The organism is Bacillus sp. FSL W8-0645, from assembly GCF_038007905.1.
GTDB lineage: Bacteria > Bacillota > Bacilli > Bacillales > Bacillaceae > Bacillus > Bacillus pumilus.
This window is the reverse complement of sequence record NZ_JBBOYC010000001.1, coordinates 1,729,193-1,747,291: the sequence shown is the minus strand read 5'-3', so window position 1 is coordinate 1,747,291 and position 18,099 is coordinate 1,729,193. Positions and strand designations below refer to the sequence as shown.

Sequence of the window (18,099 nt, the reverse complement as noted above, 5' to 3'; positions counted from 1 at the left end):
TGACTTCTTATCAGTGTTGCATATTTACACAAAAAAATAAAGCGGCGCTAAGCGCACCGCTCTATTTTGCATACTCTACTGCGCGAGTTTCTCGAATGACCGTCACTTTGATGTGACCAGGGTAATCGAGCTCGTCCTCAATTCGCTTACGAATATCCCTTGCTAGACGGTGAGCTTCAAGATCATTAATTGAATCTGGCTTCACCATAATACGCACTTCACGTCCAGCCTGTATCGCAAACGATTTTTCAACACCTTCATAAGATTCAGAGATATCTTCTAATTTCTCAAGTCTCCGAATGTAATTTTCAAGCGTCTCACTTCTTGCACCAGGGCGTGCTGCAGATAATGCATCTGCTGCCGCAACAAGAACAGCGATAATAGATGTCGGTTCTTGGTCACCGTGGTGAGAGGCAATACTGTTGATGACAACAGGATGCTCTTTATATTTCGTCGCAAGCTCAACGCCAATTTCTACGTGGCTTCCTTCTACTTCATGATCAATGGCTTTTCCAATGTCATGCAGAAGACCTGCTCGTTTTGCAAGCTTTGCATCTTCTCCAAGCTCTGAAGCCATGAGACCTGCAAGATGTGCAACCTCAATTGAATGCTTCAGGACATTTTGTCCATAACTTGTACGGAATTTTAAGCGACCGAGAATTTTGATGAGATCCGGATGCAGACCGTGAACTCCGACTTCGAATGTCGTTTGCTCACCCATCTCACGGATATAATCATCGACTTCACGGCGTGATTTTTCCACCATTTCTTCAATTCGTGCAGGATGAATGCGGCCATCCTGGACTAGCTTGTCCAGAGCTATCCTCGCTGTTTCACGTCTAATCGGATCAAAGCCCGATAGGATAACAGCTTCAGGTGTATCATCTATGATCAAGTCAATACCTGTTAACGTTTCTAACGTACGGATATTTCGTCCTTCACGTCCGATAATACGACCTTTCATCTCATCATTTGGAAGATTGACTACAGATACCGTCGTTTCAGCTACATGATCAGCTGCACAACGCTGTAACGCAAGTGAAAGAATGTTTTTCGCCTTTTTATCAGCCTCTTCTTTCGCTCGGTTTTCAGATTCTTTCGTCATGACTGCAATGTCGTGGGAAAGCTCATTTTCAACTTGATCCAGAATGATTTGTTTCGCTTCATCTCGAGTTAAACTTGAAATACGTTCCAACTCGGCTTTCTGCAAACGAATCATATCATCCACTTTGCTTTCCATCTCTTCAATATGTTGTTGTCGTTCATTCAGAGAATGATCTCTCTTCTCCAACAGGGACTCCCGTTTATCTAAAGATTCGTCTTTGCGATCAAGATTTTCCTCTTTTTGAAGTAAACGGTTTTCTTGTCTTTGAAGCTCATTACGTCTTTCACGAACTTCTTGCTCCGCCTCTACACGAAAGGAATGAATTTCATCTTTCGCTTCCAAGAGCGCTTCTTTCTTCAATGCTTCCGCATCACGCTTTGCATCCTCAACAATTTGTTCGGCCATGTTTCTTGCGCCGGATATTTTTGCTTCTGCAATGGTTTTACGAACAAAGTAGCCAACAACTAAACAGATTAGGCTCAGCAAAATGGAGATGATCGTAAACATCGTAGGCGACATATTTTCACCTCCTCTTGCTATGAACTTGGTTTTACAAATAAAGTGTCGGCATGTACATTGTTTTGTGTCTCAACATACAGGGCCTTCACAGGGAATGAGATCCTCACTGCCCTTGTCAAGTTTAAATTAGTTATCAATCATGTTAAGAAAAACAAGTGATACATTTCCATTGTAATTGTGTCGGAAATACTTGTCAAGCTAGTCAGACTGAGGCGTAAGTCGTTATTTCAAGCAAAGACAGAACTTTTGACCTGCTAGCTGTCATGTAAATGTAAAAAAAAGACGCTTTTCAGCGTCTTTAGCGTGTAGACAAACCCTCGCATTCGGTGTCAGGTCTGCGCTCCGGTGCTCACGAATGGTTTAATTCGCTCCGCTCCGGTACTCATCCTTCCTAGACTTCAAAGGTTTTCTATCACGCTGAAAAGAAGACAAAGGGCTAAAATCAAGATCATTTTAGCCCTTTGTCAACCATCTAAGACGCTTTTCAGCGTCTTTTAGTCTTTAAATTTCCAATTCCTCTTGACCTTCTTCTTCTTCAGCTGCTTTCACTCCGTTTGTATCCAAACCGTAGTGCTCTCTAATTTGTTCTTGAATCATGAGAAGAATATCTTTGTTTTCTTTAAGGAACTGTTTCGCATTTTCGCGGCCTTGTCCAAGACGTTCCTCTTGGTAAGAATACCAAGCACCGCTCTTTTGTACGATATCTAATTCGCTTCCAAGGTCGATAATTTCGCCCTCTTTTGAGATTCCTTCACCGTACATAATATCTACTTCTGCAATACGGAATGGCGGTGCTACTTTGTTTTTCACCACTTTAATTCTCGTTTTATTCCCCATAATGTCATTGCCCTGCTTCAGCTGTTCAGCACGGCGCACTTCTAAACGAACAGATGAATAGAATTTCAGTGCACGTCCACCTGGCGTTGTTTCAGGGTTACCGAACATGACCCCAACTTTTTCACGAATTTGGTTAATAAAGATGGCAATGGTTTTTGATTTATTAATGGCACCAGATAGTTTACGAAGTGCTTGGGACATCAAGCGTGCTTGTAGACCAACGTGTGAATCACCCATGTCTCCTTCAATCTCTGCTTTTGGTACAAGAGCAGCTACTGAGTCAATAACAACAATATCAACTGCCCCGCTGCGGACAAGAGCTTCTGCAATTTCAAGTGCTTGTTCTCCTGTATCAGGCTGAGAAAGTAACAGCTCATCAATATTGACACCTAGTTTTTGAGCGTAGACTGGATCGAGCGCATGCTCTGCATCAATAAATGCAGCTTGTCCTCCCTGCTGCTGAACCTCAGCAATGGCATGAAGTGCTACTGTCGTTTTACCAGAACTCTCTGGACCATATACTTCAATAATACGGCCGCGAGGATATCCACCTATTCCTAGTGCAGTATCAAGTGCTAACGAACCACTCGGTACTGTTGAAATACGTGTATCTGTTCGCTCTCCTAGTTTCATAATAGAGCCTTTACCAAACTGTTTTTCTATTTGTTTAAGAGCCATATCTAAGGCTGCTTGACGATCACTCATTCTATTGTTTCCTCCTTTATCAATTCCACTATCTATACTATACCTTGTTTCACGTCATTTGCCAAGAAAAAAACGAACACATATTCGATTTTTTTCTTGGCAGATTTTTAAGAAAAGAGTGATTTCTATTAGAAAAAACACTCTTTTATAAAGGAGTAAACCTAACAAAAAACAAAATTAACTTTCTTTTAATAAATTGAGCAAGTGTTGCAGTCCGTATTTCACAGCGCGCTTTCGAATGCCCGACCGGCTTCCTGTAAACATCCATTCAAACACGTCTGTGTGGTCTTTCGTAGATAGCCCGATGAACACTTTTCCGACAGGCTGTCCCTCGTGGGTATCAGGGCCCGCTACACCCGTAAAGCTAATGCCAATATCACTTCCCGTAAGCTTTCTAGCACCTTCAGCAAGCTCTAAAGCACACTCTTTGCTAACAGCACCATGAGAAGACAATGTTTCCTCACGGCAGCCAAGCACCTGCTGTTTGACTTGGTTTGTATAACAAACGATACTGCCGCTTAAAATCGACGATGCACCTTCAAGGTCTGTCAGCCATTCAGAAAACATTCCGCCTGTCAGGCTCTCAGCCGCTGCCACTGTTTTCCCGTGTTCGTGCAGGGCCTTGGAAGCTTCACGGACAAGTGATGTATCACCATACCCGTAGAAGTACTCTCCTGCACGCGCTAAAATTTTCGCTTCCGTCTCTTTTAACAGACGCTCCGTTTGTTTTTCATCCTCATGCTTAGCCGTGAGCCTAAGTGTCACTTCACCGTCAGATGCGAGAGGTGCAATCGTTGGGTTGGTTTGAGCATCAATTAAATCTTCTAGGTCTGTTTCAAGCTGTGATTCACCGATTCCGAAAAAGCGGAGAACAACAGACACGATTTTTTCCTTTAAGTCCAGTTTCTCAGATATCAGCGGCTTCGCCTCGTTCTCAAACATTGGATGCAGTTCACTTGGTGGTCCAGGAAGTAGCATATAAAACGTATCGTCTTCTTGAATAAACATACCTGGGGCCATCCCAAACCGGTTCACGAGCACATCAGATCCTTCTAGAACGAGTGCCTGCTTCCGGTTATTCGGTGACATGTCTCGTCCAGTCTTTCGAAAGTATTCTTGAATGGATTCAAATGCTTCTTCATTTAGCACGAGCTCTTTTCCAAGTGTACTCGCGATGGTTTCTTTTGTTAAATCATCTTTCGTTGGTCCAAGACCACCTGAGAAGATAATAAAATTCGATCTTTCCTGCGCCACTTGAATGGCCCTTTTTAAACGCTCTGGATTGTCACCAACTGCTGTATGGTAATACACATTCACACCAATTTCAGCTAGCTGTTTGCTGATGAATTGTGCATTCGTATTCGTAATTTGCCCTAGCAAAAGTTCGGAACCGACTGCAATAATTTCTGCTTTTCTCTCTGACTTCAAAGCGTACACGTCCTTTTTAGTTAGCATTCTTTAAAGATTCCCAGTTTTTCACAAAGTAATCCCAGCCTGACACAACAGTGAAGAACACTGCTACCCACATCGCAAGGTCACCAAACGGGAATGATACAAGTTCGAACGGCAGGTTATGCAATAGAAGAGCTGAAATCGCAATGATTTGCGCCCATGTTTTCACTTTTCCAAGCATATTAGCCGCTACCACTTCACCGCCTCCGGCTAGTACAAGTCTTAGACCAGTTACAGCAAATTCACGGCTAATGATCACAATCGCCATCCATGCCGGCGTGAGGTTGTACTGAACAAGTATAATTAAAGCAGCTGAAACAAGCAATTTATCTGCAAGCGGATCTAAAAATTTACCAAAATTCGTCACTAAGTTCAGTTTACGCGCATAGTACCCATCAATCCAGTCCGTTGTCGAAGCAACAATAAACAGGATTGCTCCAACAAGATGCGTCACTTCGATGCTGACGTGACCAAAACGTGCAACGCCCCAATCTAAAGGTGCAAGCATAATAATCATAAAAACAGGGATCAAGGCGATCCTAGAAAGAGTTATTTTATTCGGTAAGTTAAACATGAATTTCAATCCTCCAATAAGCCATTTTTTTATGTATATATAATAGTAGGAACAAAAGAAAAGTCATCTACTTGCTTAAGATGACTTTTCCTTTCCTTTATTCACAATCACAATGTTTTGTGTCATGGTGTTCTTAGGGTCTAATTCGTACTTAAGTGTCTCGTCATTCACCTTAATATCAATTCCAGTCGCATTGCCTAGACGGATATCGACCTGAGAGAGCTCAGACAGGTCTGTTTTAAACGATTCACCATCTTTTAGTTCACCCATTTTCAGCACTTTTCCAGATTCGTCTCTGACGCGCAGCCAAGAAGCTTTTGTAGCAGAAATGGTTAACTCCATCTCATCTGCGCCTGACACTTCATACGTTGTCGTTGAGCCTTCTGTATTCGCTGCCTTCAAAGAGACCGTTTCATCGTCTTTGGATGAATCCTTTGATGAGTCATCTTTTTTAGATGATTTTTCTTGATCATCTGACGAAGCTTTTTCTTTTTTCTTTTGATCCTTTGCAAGAGATGAATCCTCAGATACTTCATACTTAGATTCTGACTGCTGAGGAGCCGTCTGGTTGTTCTTCTGTCCACTATCATGATTGACCGCCTGCACGATGACATAAATGATCGCGATGACCACAAGGACGCCTCCAATAATCAAAATGGTCGGCAGCAGCTCAAGCACCTTCGAGGCAGGCTTAGGCAGCTCTCTTTGCGGCTTTATATTTGATAATTTATCAGATACTTCATCGTTATACGTGCTCGGCACATCTTTACGAAATTCTTCGAACAATTGTTCAGGATTTAGTCCAACGGCTTCGGCATATTGTTTAATAAACGCTCTGACGTAAAATTTACCTGGAATAATATCATAGTTTCCTTGTTCGATTGCTAGCAAGTAGCGCTTTTGGATTTTGGTCACCGTCTGAAGATCCTCCAGCGACATCCCTTTTTCCTCTCTGGCCTCAATGAGCCGTTTTCCCAATTCAGTCAAAACAAACACCTACCATTACCATATTAAAAATCGAAGCCAGAAAAACCAGAATGATCAAACACTTGTGGTTCTTCAGCGTGCTCATATGTAATCTCTTCGTCTGCACTATTACGCAATTCAATGATATAGTCGAAATCATCCATTGTATATTCTGAATTTTGAATAAAGATGTCTGGATGCTCAACTACTTTTGTTGCCGGCAGTCTCATAATTTCTCTTAAAAGCTGCAAGTGCTTCTCAGAACCTCTTCGCGTCGACACAATTCCATCAATAATAAAGACGTTATCTGGGCTGTATTCATCCGCAATCAGCTGGCTTCGGATCGTCTGTTTCAAAAGAGTGGACGATACAAAAAGCCATCTCTTGCTGGCACATACACTTGAAGCCACAATTGATTCTGTTTTTCCGACACGCGGCATCCCGCGAATCCCAATTAATTTATGCCCTTCTTTTTTAAATAGCTCAGCCATAAAATCAACAAGAAGACCAAGCTCGTCCCTTTCAAATCGGAACGTCTTTTTGTCATCTGCATCACGCTGAATATATCTGCCGTGACGAACCGCTAAGCGGTCACGAAGTTTTGGCTGTCTTAATTTCGTTACTTTTATCGTTTCCATTGTATTTAAAATTGATTCAAGGCGCTTAATTTGATCTGTATGGTCACAGCGCAAAAGCATTCCGCGTCTTGATACATCAACACCATTAATTGTCACAATATTAATTGAAAGCATCCCCATTAGAGATGAAATGTCTCCTAAAAGTCCGGGACGGTTTACATGTATCTCATATTCAAAATACCATTCGAGCTTTGCCAAATGATATTACCCCCTTCATTGTGGCAAATTTTTACCTTCCTATATCATAAAGCATTTTCACATTTTTAGAAAGCACAATGTTGTGAAACAGTTAAAATAAAAAGAGAGGCACAAACGACCCCTCTTTTTGTTTAGTGCGAGCTATTATTTTCAACCAGTTTGACCATCATATTGGCAATTGCACGCTGCTCATCTTCTGATGCAACGCTCCAAAGGTCAGCAAGTACTCTTTCTTGCTCGTTCTTTGCTTCAACTTCGTTAGCTAAATATCCGCCAATTTCATACGCAAGGTTATTGATGGTATCATCTTTTAAGCCTTTATCCTGCGCATGATTTAAACGGTCACCTAAAAAGTTTTTCCAATGGTCCCAGTTCTCAAGTACTGACATGTCGATTCCTCCATTCGAAAAGATGAATTACAGCCATAGCTTTTGTCATGGAGAGACGAATTATACACGTTTTTTAACAGTACCAGCCGCCATTAACGGATAAAATTTGACCTGTCATATAACTTGACTGCTTTGAGGCGAGAAACCAAATGACATCAGCAATCTCCTCAGGTGATGCAAGCCGGCCAAGCGGGATTTCTTCCTCCAGCATTTCAATATCTTCTTGTGTGAAGCTTTTCATCATGTCTGTATGGACAGCACCTGGTGAAACAGCATTTGCTCTAATTCCACTTGGGGCAAGCTCTTTTGCCAAACCTTTAATAAACGCATTTTGCGCCCCCTTCACCATGCTGTACAGCACTTCACACGATGCACCTGTTTCACCCCATATCGAGCTTATCGCAACGATATGACCTGTTTTTTTTTGAATCATGGCTGGCAATAGGTGCTGGGTGAGCTCATATGGACTTGTCACATGAAGCTGCACCATACTGGCTAATACGTCTTTATCTGTATCTGTCACTAATCCGACATGACTCTTACCGCTATTTAACACAAGAATATCCGGAGATACGGGCAGACGGCTGACGAGCTCATCTGCACCGCCCATTTTGGCTAAATCCGCTTGAACGACATGCGTCTGAATATGACATGTTTCTTCCAGCTCAGCGGCAAGCTGCACGGCTGTCTGTTCATTTTTGTGATAATGGAGTATCACATGGCAACCTTCCTGGGCGAGCTTTTTTGCCGCAGCCTGCCCAATCCCGCCACTGGCACCTGTTATCAGCGCCCATCGACTCATCACATGGATTCCTACTTTCTATTTGAAATATCTATTCTTTTCGTTTAAATGGGAACCAGTTCGCTGATCCGAACAATTTCACCATCACAGGTACGAACAATGGTAGCACAACGAGTGCGTACAGCAAAAGTCCTGTGAGAACAAGAGTTGCAATCTGCAGGAGAGACAGCACTCCTGAAGGGAGCATGGCTGCAAATGTTCCTGCCAAAATAACAGCAGCAGACATAATGACAGAGCCCATATTTTTCATTGATTCGGTCATCGCAAACTGAATGTCTTTTGTTTTGTATTCATTGAACCTCTCCATTAAGAAAATCGAATAATCGACTCCGAGCGCCATTAATATGACAAATCCAAAGAATGGAACCGCCCAGTTAATACCAGGATATCCGAAGAAATGAGTGAAAATAAATTCTGTCATTCCGATAGCTGTAAAGTAAGTCAAAATAAGTGAACCTACCAAGTACAGCGGCATCACAAGCGAACGGAACAGGATCACCAGGATGAGGAAAATACCGATCATCATGTAAAGAACCGTCTTATTGAAATCTTGGTCTGACAGCTGTTTTAAATCAGCGTTCATACTTGATACACCTGAAACGCCGAATGATGCATCTTTTAAATTCGTTTCAGGAAGTGCCCGCTTGACAGAAGCTTCTACTTGTTTGATCGTCGACATGGCTTCGTTGCCATATGGATTTTTTTCTAAAATGACATCAATCTTTGTCATCTTGCGGTCATCCGACATGTATGAATCAAATACTTGCTTGAATGCTTTGTTTTTCAGCACGTCTTTTGGGATAAACCAGCCGGCCATGTCTTGATCTGGTGCATTTTTCAGTTCGTCTAAGTAGTCACCTGCACCCATTAGTCCGCTTGAAATTTTCTCCAAGCCATCGACGCTTTTGTTCAGCCCGTCTGTCAGCTTGGTCAGGTCATCACCGAAGCCGCCAATCTTTTCTTTCATTTGTTTTTGACCATCAATCACTTGCCCGGCACCATTTGCAAGCTTTGGCATATTATCAGCTATTTGTCCTTGACCTTTAGACGTTTTATCCAATCCAGTTTCAATTGCATCTAAGCCAGCAATGAGCTCATCGATTTGACTCGTCAAAACTTTTTGCTGCTCTCTAGCTTTTGCGATAAAGGCATCTGCTGCTTCAAGCTGTTTTCTAGCTTCTTTCGCTTGTTTGGCATAGCTGTCTGCCTGTTTCGCCCCTTCTTGCAAGGTCGTAGAAAGTTCATTATATGAAGCTTTGATGGCTTGATACGATTGATTTTCTTTCACCTGCGGAATTTGTTTTTCAAGTGTACTAAACTGTTTATTTGCTTGTGTGATTAATGCTTTTACATCCGCTGCGGCAGAGGATGACGTATCCACCTGCGCCAATGCTGCCTTTAATTCTTTGGAAATGCTTTTATACAGCGACACTTGCTGATTCACTTGTGCGACTTGGGCCGTTAATTCTTTTTTCGCACCTTTAATTTTTTCTTTAATCTGTGCAACACCGTTTTTGTTTTGATCGATTCCGCTTTGTAAATCTCTCAACGATTTTTCGATATTTTGAATGCCTGTTTGCACTGATTCTGTACCAGAAATCAATTTGTTAATACCTTTTCCAGATGATTTGATTTGCGGCGTTTGATCCTCAATGGATTGACTCATTGTCGTCAGTGCATCTTGGATTTTTTTTAAGCCTTCATTACTTTTATCAAGTCCGGTATTCAGTTCTTTGGCTTGTGATTTCACGTATAGATCACTTAGTCCTTTACCGACAGGACGTGTCGCACTTCTCACTTTACTTACGCCATCTGTTTGTTCAATTGCACGGCTGAGTTTTTCAACAGCAATCAGCCCTTTATTGTTGTCTAACAGATCAGCTGATTTCACGACAATCGTTGCCGGTAGAGCTTCTCCTGGCCCAAATTTGTCGGAAATCGTATTGAATGCATTGACTGATTCATATTTATTACCGATTTCATCTAAGCTATTATAAGAAAGCGTTCCTTTATACATGAGAATGGGAGGAAGCGTAATGACTCCTACGATTAGTAAACTGAAAAGTGGTTTTTTAAATGAAAAGCGTCCTGCTGTCTCCCACATTTTTGACTGCGGATGCGCAATATCACCTTTAATCGGCCAAAATAACACTTTTCCTAAAACCGCCATAAAGAACGGAACAATCGTGAGAAGCGCCACAATGAGCACAGCGACACCAACTGCTACTGCAACAGCTGATTTATAGAGCTGAAACTGTGCCAGACCAATACATGTAAAACCGATGAGCACAGCAATTCCGCTGAATAAAACAGTCTTCCCTGCTGTTTTATACGTAATGAGAATCGCCTCAATTTTATCTTTACCGTGTGCGATCTCTTCTTTAAAGCGGCTGAGAAGTAGAATGCAGTAGTCTGTTCCTATTCCAAACATGATCGCGACCATGAAAATTTGGGTAAAGGTCGAGAGCGGGAAGTCGAGATATTTAACTAAATAAGCCACGATGGATTGACTCACCAAGTAAGACAGAGCTACTGCGACTAATGGAACGAAAGGCGCCACAGCTGATCTAAAGACAAGGACAAGAACGATGAGAATAAACCCAATCGTAATAAACTCTGTTTTCTTCAGACCTTCTTGCGAGCTTGTGATCACGTCATCATCAATTAACGGCTGTCCTGTCATTTCATATGTCAGATTTAAGCTCTTCAGCTTTTCATTGACTCTTTCTTTAAAATCGGAAGCTTTGATTTTGTTTGAGTCATATGTAACTGGAACAAGAAGCGTCGTGCGATCTTTAGAGAGCATCTGTTTTTTGATATCTTTATTGGCGTCAAAATAAGAAGTGATGTCCTCGACATGTAGATCTTGGTCCTTTTCTAAAATCTCCATTGCCTTTTTTAAAGATGTTTCTCTTTCTTTGACGATGTTCTTTTCTTGAAAGACAATGACAATTGATTTTTCTGTATCACCGTTTTCAGACATTTTCTTTAATAACTGATTTGCATATGAGGACGGATAGCCGTCTGGTACTGAAATTTGCCCTTTTTCTTTTGTTAATTGCGCCATATTAGGAGCGGTGATGAGTAACACTGCCGCTAATACGATCCATAAAATCGTGATCAGCCATCTACCCTTTATGATTGCTTTCATTAGTACTTTGTGCCTCCTCTTCGATGATTACTTGATAGATCTTTTCATATGTTTGAATAAATGATTCCATTTCTTTTTCTTCCAGCTTTTCGAAATAAGATCGAACAAGACCCTGAAGCTGTTTTTCCATTCGGCTAACCACATCTTTGCCCTCTGGAGTTACGTACAGATGCACATTTCTTCTATCAGCCTGATCGTGCTCACGAACAATGTAGTTCTTTGTGAATAGACGGTTTGTCATTGATGTCACAGCACTTTTATTCACATTACATACATTAGCTAGGTCTGTTGATGTACACCCTGGATGTAAATTGATGTATCGAAGCGAGAAATACTGATCAAGTGTCAGCTCTTTATCAAGCTTTTCTGTGATCATACTCGATACTTTTTTCTCCAACATGAGATAGACGTCTGCATACCTCTGAATGAGCTGTGCAATTTTTTTTTGTTCCATACGCTGCTCCTTTTTAGTTTAAGTGTTTAACTATTAAAGAGTTTAACTAATGAACAAAATGATTGTCAATGAAAATCCTCACAAATCACAAGGCTTTTATTCATTAGACACAAAAAGACAAACTCATTTATCTGAGTTTGTCTCAGCATGTAGACAAACCCTCGCATTCGTTGTCAGTCCTGCGTGCTGGTTCTCACGAATGTCAAATTCGCTCCGCGCCAGTACTCGTCCTTCCTAGACTTCAAAGGTTTTCTATCAAGCTGAAAAGAAGACAAAGGGCTAAAATCAAGATCATTTTAACCCTTTGTCTCTCTTTATTTATTTTGTTTTCGGGACGACTTTGAAAACGGACATCCGTTCTTCGTCAATTTCTTCCTCTAAAATTTGCTGAATGTCGGTTAATTGGATCTGTTCCAGCATGGTCACGACATCAAATAAGCTCATGTCTAAAAATGCATATCGAGTGAATTGATTCGCAATGTATTCAGGAGAGTTCATGGCTTTTAAAAAGCTGCCGATTTTCTTCTTACGCGCGAGCTCAATTTTCTCTTCTGAGATCAAGTTCTTTGCTTGAAGAAGGGTTTCTTTTAATACTTTTGCCAGTTGATCAGGATCATTTGTGTCTCCGCCAACTGACGTGAAGCCAAAGCCGCCTTCTTCCGTATAATCGTAGCTGAAGGTCTCATCAATTAAGCCTTTTTCATACATTTGTTCATATTGTAAGGAGCTTTTACCAAACAGCGTCTCTAAAATGAGATTCATTCCGAGTTCATGTTTTAGCAGTTCATCTCCTTTTTTATGAGGATTCTTAGTTTTCAAACCGAATATACATTTCGAGCCTTGTACGTTCATTGGAAGTTCGTATTCTTTTCGGTACACACCTTCAGGCTCATTGATGTCTTTTCGTTTGATCTCTGGCTGGTCTGTAAATGGCTTTTTCGCCTGATTCGCTCGAACTTGGTCTAATATTTGCTTCGGGTCAACGGGACCGACAACAAATAGAAGCATATTACTCGGGTGATAGAACGTTTCATAGCATTCATACAAATGATCTTTTGTAATCGGAGCAATACTTTCTACAGTTCCAGCTATATCAATTCTCACAGGGTGCTCTTGATATAGATTTTCAATCAGACCGAAGAATAAACGCCAGTCCGGATTGTCATCATACATGTTAATCTCTTGACCAATGATGCCCTTTTCTTTTTCGACCGTTTTTTCAGTAAAATAAGGCTCTTGAACAAAATCAATGAGTGTCTCAAGATTTTGTTCGACATTTGAGGTGCTTGAGAATAAGTAAGCTGTTCTCGTAAATGTCGTAAAAGCATTTGCGGATGCTCCTTGTTTACTAAATGTATGAAATACGTCTCCGTCTTCTTTTTCAAACAGTTTATGCTCTAAGAAATGGGCAATTCCGTCAGGCACTCGAATCATGTCTGCTTTGCCAAGCGGCACAAATTCGTTATCGACAGAGCCATATTTGGTTGTAAAAGTCGCATAGGTTTTGTTAAACCCTTGCTTTGGGAGCACATAGACGTCAAGTCCGCTCTCCATTTTTTCGTGATAGACCGTTTCTTGCAGCTGGTCGAATTGAATTGTTTTCACTGTCATGAAGCACCCTCCGTTCCTTTAAGAAAATAGGTCGTATCCCATTCGATTTTCTGACCCACTTTGATGATATCCTCTTTTGTCACTCGGTCAAGTGCTTCTAAAAAGGAATCAAGCGTTTCCCCTGTTGGCACAACGGCATGCTGATACAGGTATTCCGCTGTCCCATAAGATGTATCGATCGTTTCAAGAAGCTGATTTTTGACCACAGCTTTTGTTTGGTCAATCGCTTCATCTGAAAAATCACCTTTTTGCATCGCTTCAAATTGTTCTTTAATGATGTCTACTGCCTGCTGATAGTTGCCGACTTCAATCCCTGACATCACCATCATCAAGCCTTTAAAGCTCTCAAGTCTAGACACAGCGTAGTACGCAAGACTTGCTTTTTCCCGAACATTGATGAATAGCTTCGAGTGCGAGAAGCCGCCGAATATACCATTAAACAAATGCAAAGCCGGATAATCGTCATCTGCAATCGTCGTATGCGTGCGAAAGCCGATATTCAGTTTGCCTTGCTTCACGTCTTCTTCGTCGATGACTTCTTTTGCTTCTCTTTGCGTGCTTGTTGATTCAGCGTGTTGTTTAACCGGTTCTCTATCACTTGTTTTGAAGTATTGAGAGACCATTCGGCTGATGTCTTGTTCGTCTACATCTCCCACAACATAAAGATCAAGCTGATTTGTTTGAAGCGCATGCTTATATGCTTCAAACAGCGATTGAGCTGTGATCGTTTCGATATCTTCCATTTCTCCATTGACGTGCAGTGCATACGGTTCACCTTTGCACATTTCCTGCACAAGCCTTAAGTTCGAGTAACGCATTTTATCATCATACACTGCTTGAATTCGCTGTTTTAAAGTGCGTTTTTCTTGATCTACATATAATTGACTAAACGCTCCATTTTCAACATACGGATGGAATAGTAGATCAGATAGTAAGGCAATCCCTTTTTCTAGTAAAGGGGTTTGATCCTTTAAATATTTCTCATTCGCCATTTCCAGGCGGAAGGTAATGATGTGATTCTCCCCTTTTTTCGCCATGTCTGCTGAAACCGTAGCACCATAAAGCTCATCAAAATAAGCACGCAATTCTCCTGTTTTCGGCATTTTCTCTGTTCCTCTTAACAGCACATGCGGGAAAAGTGAACGCATGGTGACGTCATCTTTCGATAGAGGCGCGAGCATTTTAAAAAGGATTGTGACCGTTTTAAATTTTTCTGTTTTGACAATATGAGTATGAAGACCAGGTGTGTCTAGTGTCTTCTCTTGTAAGTACGTCATGAGAAACCTCCTTTGTTCATCCTATTTATTATGTATTAGAACATAGCTGATATATACGTAAAACAGCCATTTAATAGACATTATATCAATCAGAGGAAAGGATAGGAAATAAAAACGCCTCTGCTATAAGCAGAGACGCCGGTCGTTATTTCATTCTAAAAGGCCACCAATTCCATTTACCGAAAATACGAACCATGACCGGGATGAAGAGCGGTAATACAACAAGCGCATATAATAAAAGCCCAATGAGTATGACCGTTGCAATTTCAACAAGTGATAATACACCGGACGGCAGCATAGCGGCAAAGGTCCCCGCTAATATCGCGACTGCTGAACTAATGACGGAACCCATATTTCTCATCGCTGATATCATTGATGCTTGCACATGCTCTCCCTTCCATTCATTAAAGCGATCCATTAAGAAGATCGAATAATCAATGCCAAGGGTGACAAGAATTACAAAGCTGAAAAATGGAACAGCCCAGCTGAGACCGTCGTAGCCAAAAAATGTTTTAAAGATCCATTCTGTTAAACCGACGGATGTAAAATACGTTAAAATGAGTGAAAGTGTTAAGTATATCGGCATGACGATTGACCGTAATAATATAATTAAAATGATAAAGATGCCAACTAACATGAAAATGACTGTTCGAATAAAGTCACCATCAGATGTTTCTTTTAAATCTACATTTAAACTTGAGATACCAGACACACCGTAATTTGCATTTTTTAACCCGCTGACAGGTAAAAATTGATCAAGGGTGTCCTCAATTTTCGCAACGCCTTTCATCGCTTCATTGCTGTATGGATTCACATTTAAAATAACTTCAAAGGTTGTTAATTTACGATCTGGAGACATATACGTATGAAAGATTTGCTTAAATTCTTGGCGTTTCAGCACTTCTTCTGGAATAAACCAGCCTGTTATTTCTTCATCTGGCGCTTTCTGAAGCTGCTTTAAATAGCCGTCCGCCTCTGTGAAGCCGCTTTTGACCTGCTCAAGCCCTTCAATACTTTCATCTAAACCATCTGTTAACAATGTGAGTTTTGATGAAAGCTGACTAAATCCTTTTTTGATGGCTTTTTGGCCGTCTGTCAGCTGGTCTGCGCCATCTTCAATTTTAGGCATTTCTTTAATCAATTGTTTTTGGCCCTCATTTGTTTGTTCAAGACCGTTATAAACTTGATCGAGCCCTTCCATAAGCGCTTGTACTTGACGTTTTACTTCTTTTTGCTTGCTTGATAGGCTTTGAATCACTGAATCTGCTTTCTTGATCTTTTCTTTAAAGACAGAGGCTTCCTCTTCATACAGATTCATTTGGTCCCCTGCTTGATCAAGCATTCCTTTTGTGTTTTTGAATACTTCCTTGATTTCTTTATATTCATCCATATCTTTTACTTCTGGCAGCCGTTTTTCAAGTGCTTCAAACGATACATTTTCATACGAACTTTTTACTTTTTTAATGGTGGTTATCAGCTGCTGATTTGATTTCGCATGACGTTCAAGCGTACTCACCATTCGTTTAAGTTCTTGAATCATCGCTTCACTGCTTCGATATTCTTGCTCTAATTCCTTTTTTGCTTCTTTGATTTTACTTCGAATGGTTCCGACGCCATCTTTACTGCGCCTCACCCCATCTTCTAAAGAGATCAGGGACACCTTTACTTCTCCAATGCCGCTTTTGATCGCTTTTGTTCCATCAATCAGCTGATCAATGCCTTTAGCGGATTCTTGAATTTTTGGTTTTTGTTTAAGAAGGGCAAGATTTGTTTCGGTCAAACCATCTGAAATTTTCCCGATTCCTTCATGGCCTTTTCCTAGTTCTCCGCCAAGCTCTTTTGCTTGAGAGGTGACGTAAAGCTGACTTAGCCCATCTCCAACAGGCCGAGTGACACTACGGACCGTTTTTACTTCGTCAATGTCATTTAATTTACGGGTCAGTTTTTCAATCATGACAATCTTTTCTTGGTTATCTAACTTATTGTCACTTTCAACAAGTACATTCAGGGGCAGCGCTTCCCCAAAGCCAAATTGCTCTGATATCGTATTAAATGCAGACACTGATTCATACTTTGTCCCAATCTCATTTAAGCTGTTATAAGAAAGAGTCCCGTCGTACATCAGAATAGGAGGCACCGTAATGAGTGCAACTAAACCTAGGCTGATCAGTGGCCTTTTAAATGAAAAACGCCCAGCCCATTCCCACATTTTACTTTGCGGGTGGCGAATGTTTTCTCTTTTAGATGGCCAGAAAAGGGATTTTCCAAAAACAGACATAAAAAAGGGAACGATGGTGACAAGGGCGATCAGCAGGATGCCAACTCCTACAGCAACACTAACAGCCGATTGATACAATTGAAATTTGGCAAACCCAATGCTTGAGAAGCCGACTAACACGGCTAAGCCACTGAAAAGGACCGTTTTCCCTGCACATTTATATGTGATGATAATTGACTCTTTGACATCACGACCTTGACCGATTTCTTCTTTAAAACGGCTTAAAAGCAAAATACAATAATCTGTTCCTATACCGAACATAATCGCTACCATAAAAATCTGAGTAAAATTAGATAGAGGAAATTGCATATATTCTACTAGAAAAGCCACAATACAACGGCTGACAGCATAAGAAATGCCGATCGTAATGAGCGGAACAACAGGTGCCAAAATCGATCTGAAAACAATGATTAAAATAAAGAAAATAAAAATGATCGTTATAAGTTCAGTTTTCTTCAGACCTTGTTGAGAGCTTTGAATGACATCTGAATCCACAAATTTTTGTCCCGTCATTTCATATGAGACATGATAGGGCTTTAAAACTTCCTCAATTTGTTCTTTAATCTTCACAGCTTTTGTTTCGTAGTGGTCGAATTTGAATGGAACAAGAAGTGTACTTTTATCCTTTGATAAAAGTTGTTTTTGAATGTCCGGATCTACATGAAAATACGAAGTAATTCCGTCAATGTGGAGGTCTGGAGCATGTGTCATGAGTGCAGATAAAGCCTTTTTTAATTCCTGCTCTTTCTTAGGGAACAGATGTTGTTCGGAGAATACAATAACACCCGTATCTTTTTTCCCGTTTTGATCTGTGAGCTTATCCAATAAGTGAAGTGCCTCAGCTGTTGGTGTCCCCTCCGGAACCTTTAATTGCCCTTTTTCTCTTGTTAATTCCTCTAAATTGGGCGCAGTAATAAACAGAATCACAGCTGTTATCATCCACACCACTAATACAATCCATCTTGCTTTAATTATTTGCAACATAGCTGCTTCAAGCTCCTTCTAGTTCATCAATCAATTTGCTATATTTGAGCGTGTCTGAAGTGCTGACTGCGTCTCCTTCAACGTGCTAATGGCAGGATGACCTATTCAATTGTCTTTTCGTGTTGAAGAAACACACATTCATCATCACCACGCGAACTC

At 40.9% G+C, this 18,099-nt stretch carries 13 protein-coding genes; all 13 read right to left on the bottom strand.

The window, feature by feature from the left end; all coding sequences use genetic code 11:
* Positions 1-61: 61 nt before the first annotated feature.
* On the bottom strand, positions 62-1,624 hold the full coding sequence (gene rny / locus NST39_RS08750; RefSeq protein WP_003211958.1) for a ribonuclease Y: 1,563 nt from the start codon (positions 1,622-1,624) through the stop codon (positions 62-64).
* Positions 1,625-2,125: 501 nt separating this feature from the next.
* Positions 2,126-3,166: a recombinase RecA gene (gene recA, locus NST39_RS08745; protein ID WP_003211102.1), complete on the bottom strand. Its 1,041-nt coding sequence runs from the start codon at positions 3,164-3,166 to the stop codon at positions 2,126-2,128.
* Between the two features lie 177 nt (positions 3,167-3,343).
* Complete coding sequence (locus NST39_RS08740; RefSeq protein ID WP_341027938.1) at positions 3,344-4,594, bottom strand: competence/damage-inducible protein A; 1,251 nt, start codon at positions 4,592-4,594, stop codon at positions 3,344-3,346.
* A 16-nt stretch (positions 4,595-4,610) separates the two neighbouring features.
* Entirely contained in the window at positions 4,611-5,192 is a 582-nt protein-coding gene (gene pgsA, locus NST39_RS08735; protein ID WP_044141864.1) for a CDP-diacylglycerol--glycerol-3-phosphate 3-phosphatidyltransferase, read from the bottom strand.
* A 75-nt stretch (positions 5,193-5,267) separates the two neighbouring features.
* Positions 5,268-6,179, bottom strand: a complete 912-nt coding sequence (locus NST39_RS08730; protein ID WP_003212257.1) for a helix-turn-helix domain-containing protein — start codon at positions 6,177-6,179, stop codon at positions 5,268-5,270.
* A gap of 23 nt (positions 6,180-6,202) precedes the next feature.
* Positions 6,203-6,994 (bottom strand): DUF3388 domain-containing protein, encoded by a 792-nt coding sequence (locus NST39_RS08725; protein ID WP_099725785.1) that lies wholly within the window; start codon positions 6,992-6,994, stop codon positions 6,203-6,205.
* Between the two features lie 131 nt (positions 6,995-7,125).
* Complete coding sequence (locus NST39_RS08720) at positions 7,126-7,383, bottom strand: DUF3243 domain-containing protein (protein ID WP_003211590.1); 258 nt, start codon at positions 7,381-7,383, stop codon at positions 7,126-7,128.
* Between the two features lie 73 nt (positions 7,384-7,456).
* Positions 7,457-8,185: an elongation factor P 5-aminopentanone reductase gene (gene ymfI / locus NST39_RS08715; RefSeq protein ID WP_341027932.1), complete on the bottom strand. Its 729-nt coding sequence runs from the start codon at positions 8,183-8,185 to the stop codon at positions 7,457-7,459.
* Positions 8,186-8,216: 31 nt separating this feature from the next.
* A complete protein-coding gene (locus tag NST39_RS08710; protein ID WP_341027929.1) occupies positions 8,217-11,336 on the bottom strand; it encodes an MMPL family transporter in 3,120 nt (1,039 codons plus the stop codon).
* On the bottom strand, positions 11,314-11,790 hold the full coding sequence (locus NST39_RS08705; RefSeq protein WP_065097306.1) for a MarR family winged helix-turn-helix transcriptional regulator: 477 nt from the start codon (positions 11,788-11,790) through the stop codon (positions 11,314-11,316). The genes NST39_RS08710 and NST39_RS08705 overlap by 23 nt, the downstream gene beginning before the upstream one ends.
* A 318-nt stretch (positions 11,791-12,108) precedes the next feature.
* Positions 12,109-13,401: an EF-P 5-aminopentanol modification-associated protein YfmH gene (gene yfmH, locus NST39_RS08700; protein ID WP_341027925.1), complete on the bottom strand. Its 1,293-nt coding sequence runs from the start codon at positions 13,399-13,401 to the stop codon at positions 12,109-12,111.
* Entirely contained in the window at positions 13,398-14,678 is a 1,281-nt protein-coding gene (yfmF, locus tag NST39_RS08695; RefSeq protein WP_106067486.1) for an EF-P 5-aminopentanol modification-associated protein YfmF, read from the bottom strand. Before yfmF ends, yfmH begins: the two co-directional genes overlap by 4 nt.
* A gap of 145 nt (positions 14,679-14,823) precedes the next feature.
* A complete protein-coding gene (locus tag NST39_RS08690) occupies positions 14,824-17,940 on the bottom strand; it encodes an MMPL family transporter (protein WP_341027922.1) in 3,117 nt (1,038 codons plus the stop codon).
* Positions 17,941-18,099 lie beyond the last annotated feature (159 nt).

Coding starts and splice junctions, on each gene's coding strand:
- yfmH (WP_341027925.1), bottom strand. CDS start 13,401: ATGACAGTGAAAACAATTCAATTCGACCAGCTGCAAGAAACGGTCTAT.
- pgsA (WP_044141864.1), bottom strand. CDS start 5,192: ATGTTTAACTTACCGAATAAAATAACTCTTTCTAGGATCGCCTTGATC.
- yfmF (WP_106067486.1), bottom strand. CDS start 14,678: ATGACGTACTTACAAGAGAAGACACTAGACACACCTGGTCTTCATACT.
- rny (WP_003211958.1), bottom strand. CDS start 1,624: ATGTCGCCTACGATGTTTACGATCATCTCCATTTTGCTGAGCCTAATC.
- ymfI (WP_341027932.1), bottom strand. CDS start 8,185: ATGAGTCGATGGGCGCTGATAACAGGTGCCAGTGGCGGGATTGGGCAG.
- NST39_RS08705 (WP_065097306.1), bottom strand. CDS start 11,790: ATGGAACAAAAAAAAATTGCACAGCTCATTCAGAGGTATGCAGACGTC.
- NST39_RS08690 (WP_341027922.1), bottom strand. CDS start 17,940: ATGTTGCAAATAATTAAAGCAAGATGGATTGTATTAGTGGTGTGGATG.
- recA (WP_003211102.1), bottom strand. CDS start 3,166: ATGAGTGATCGTCAAGCAGCCTTAGATATGGCTCTTAAACAAATAGAA.
- NST39_RS08710 (WP_341027929.1), bottom strand. CDS start 11,336: ATGAAAGCAATCATAAAGGGTAGATGGCTGATCACGATTTTATGGATC.
- NST39_RS08720 (WP_003211590.1), bottom strand. CDS start 7,383: ATGTCAGTACTTGAGAACTGGGACCATTGGAAAAACTTTTTAGGTGAC.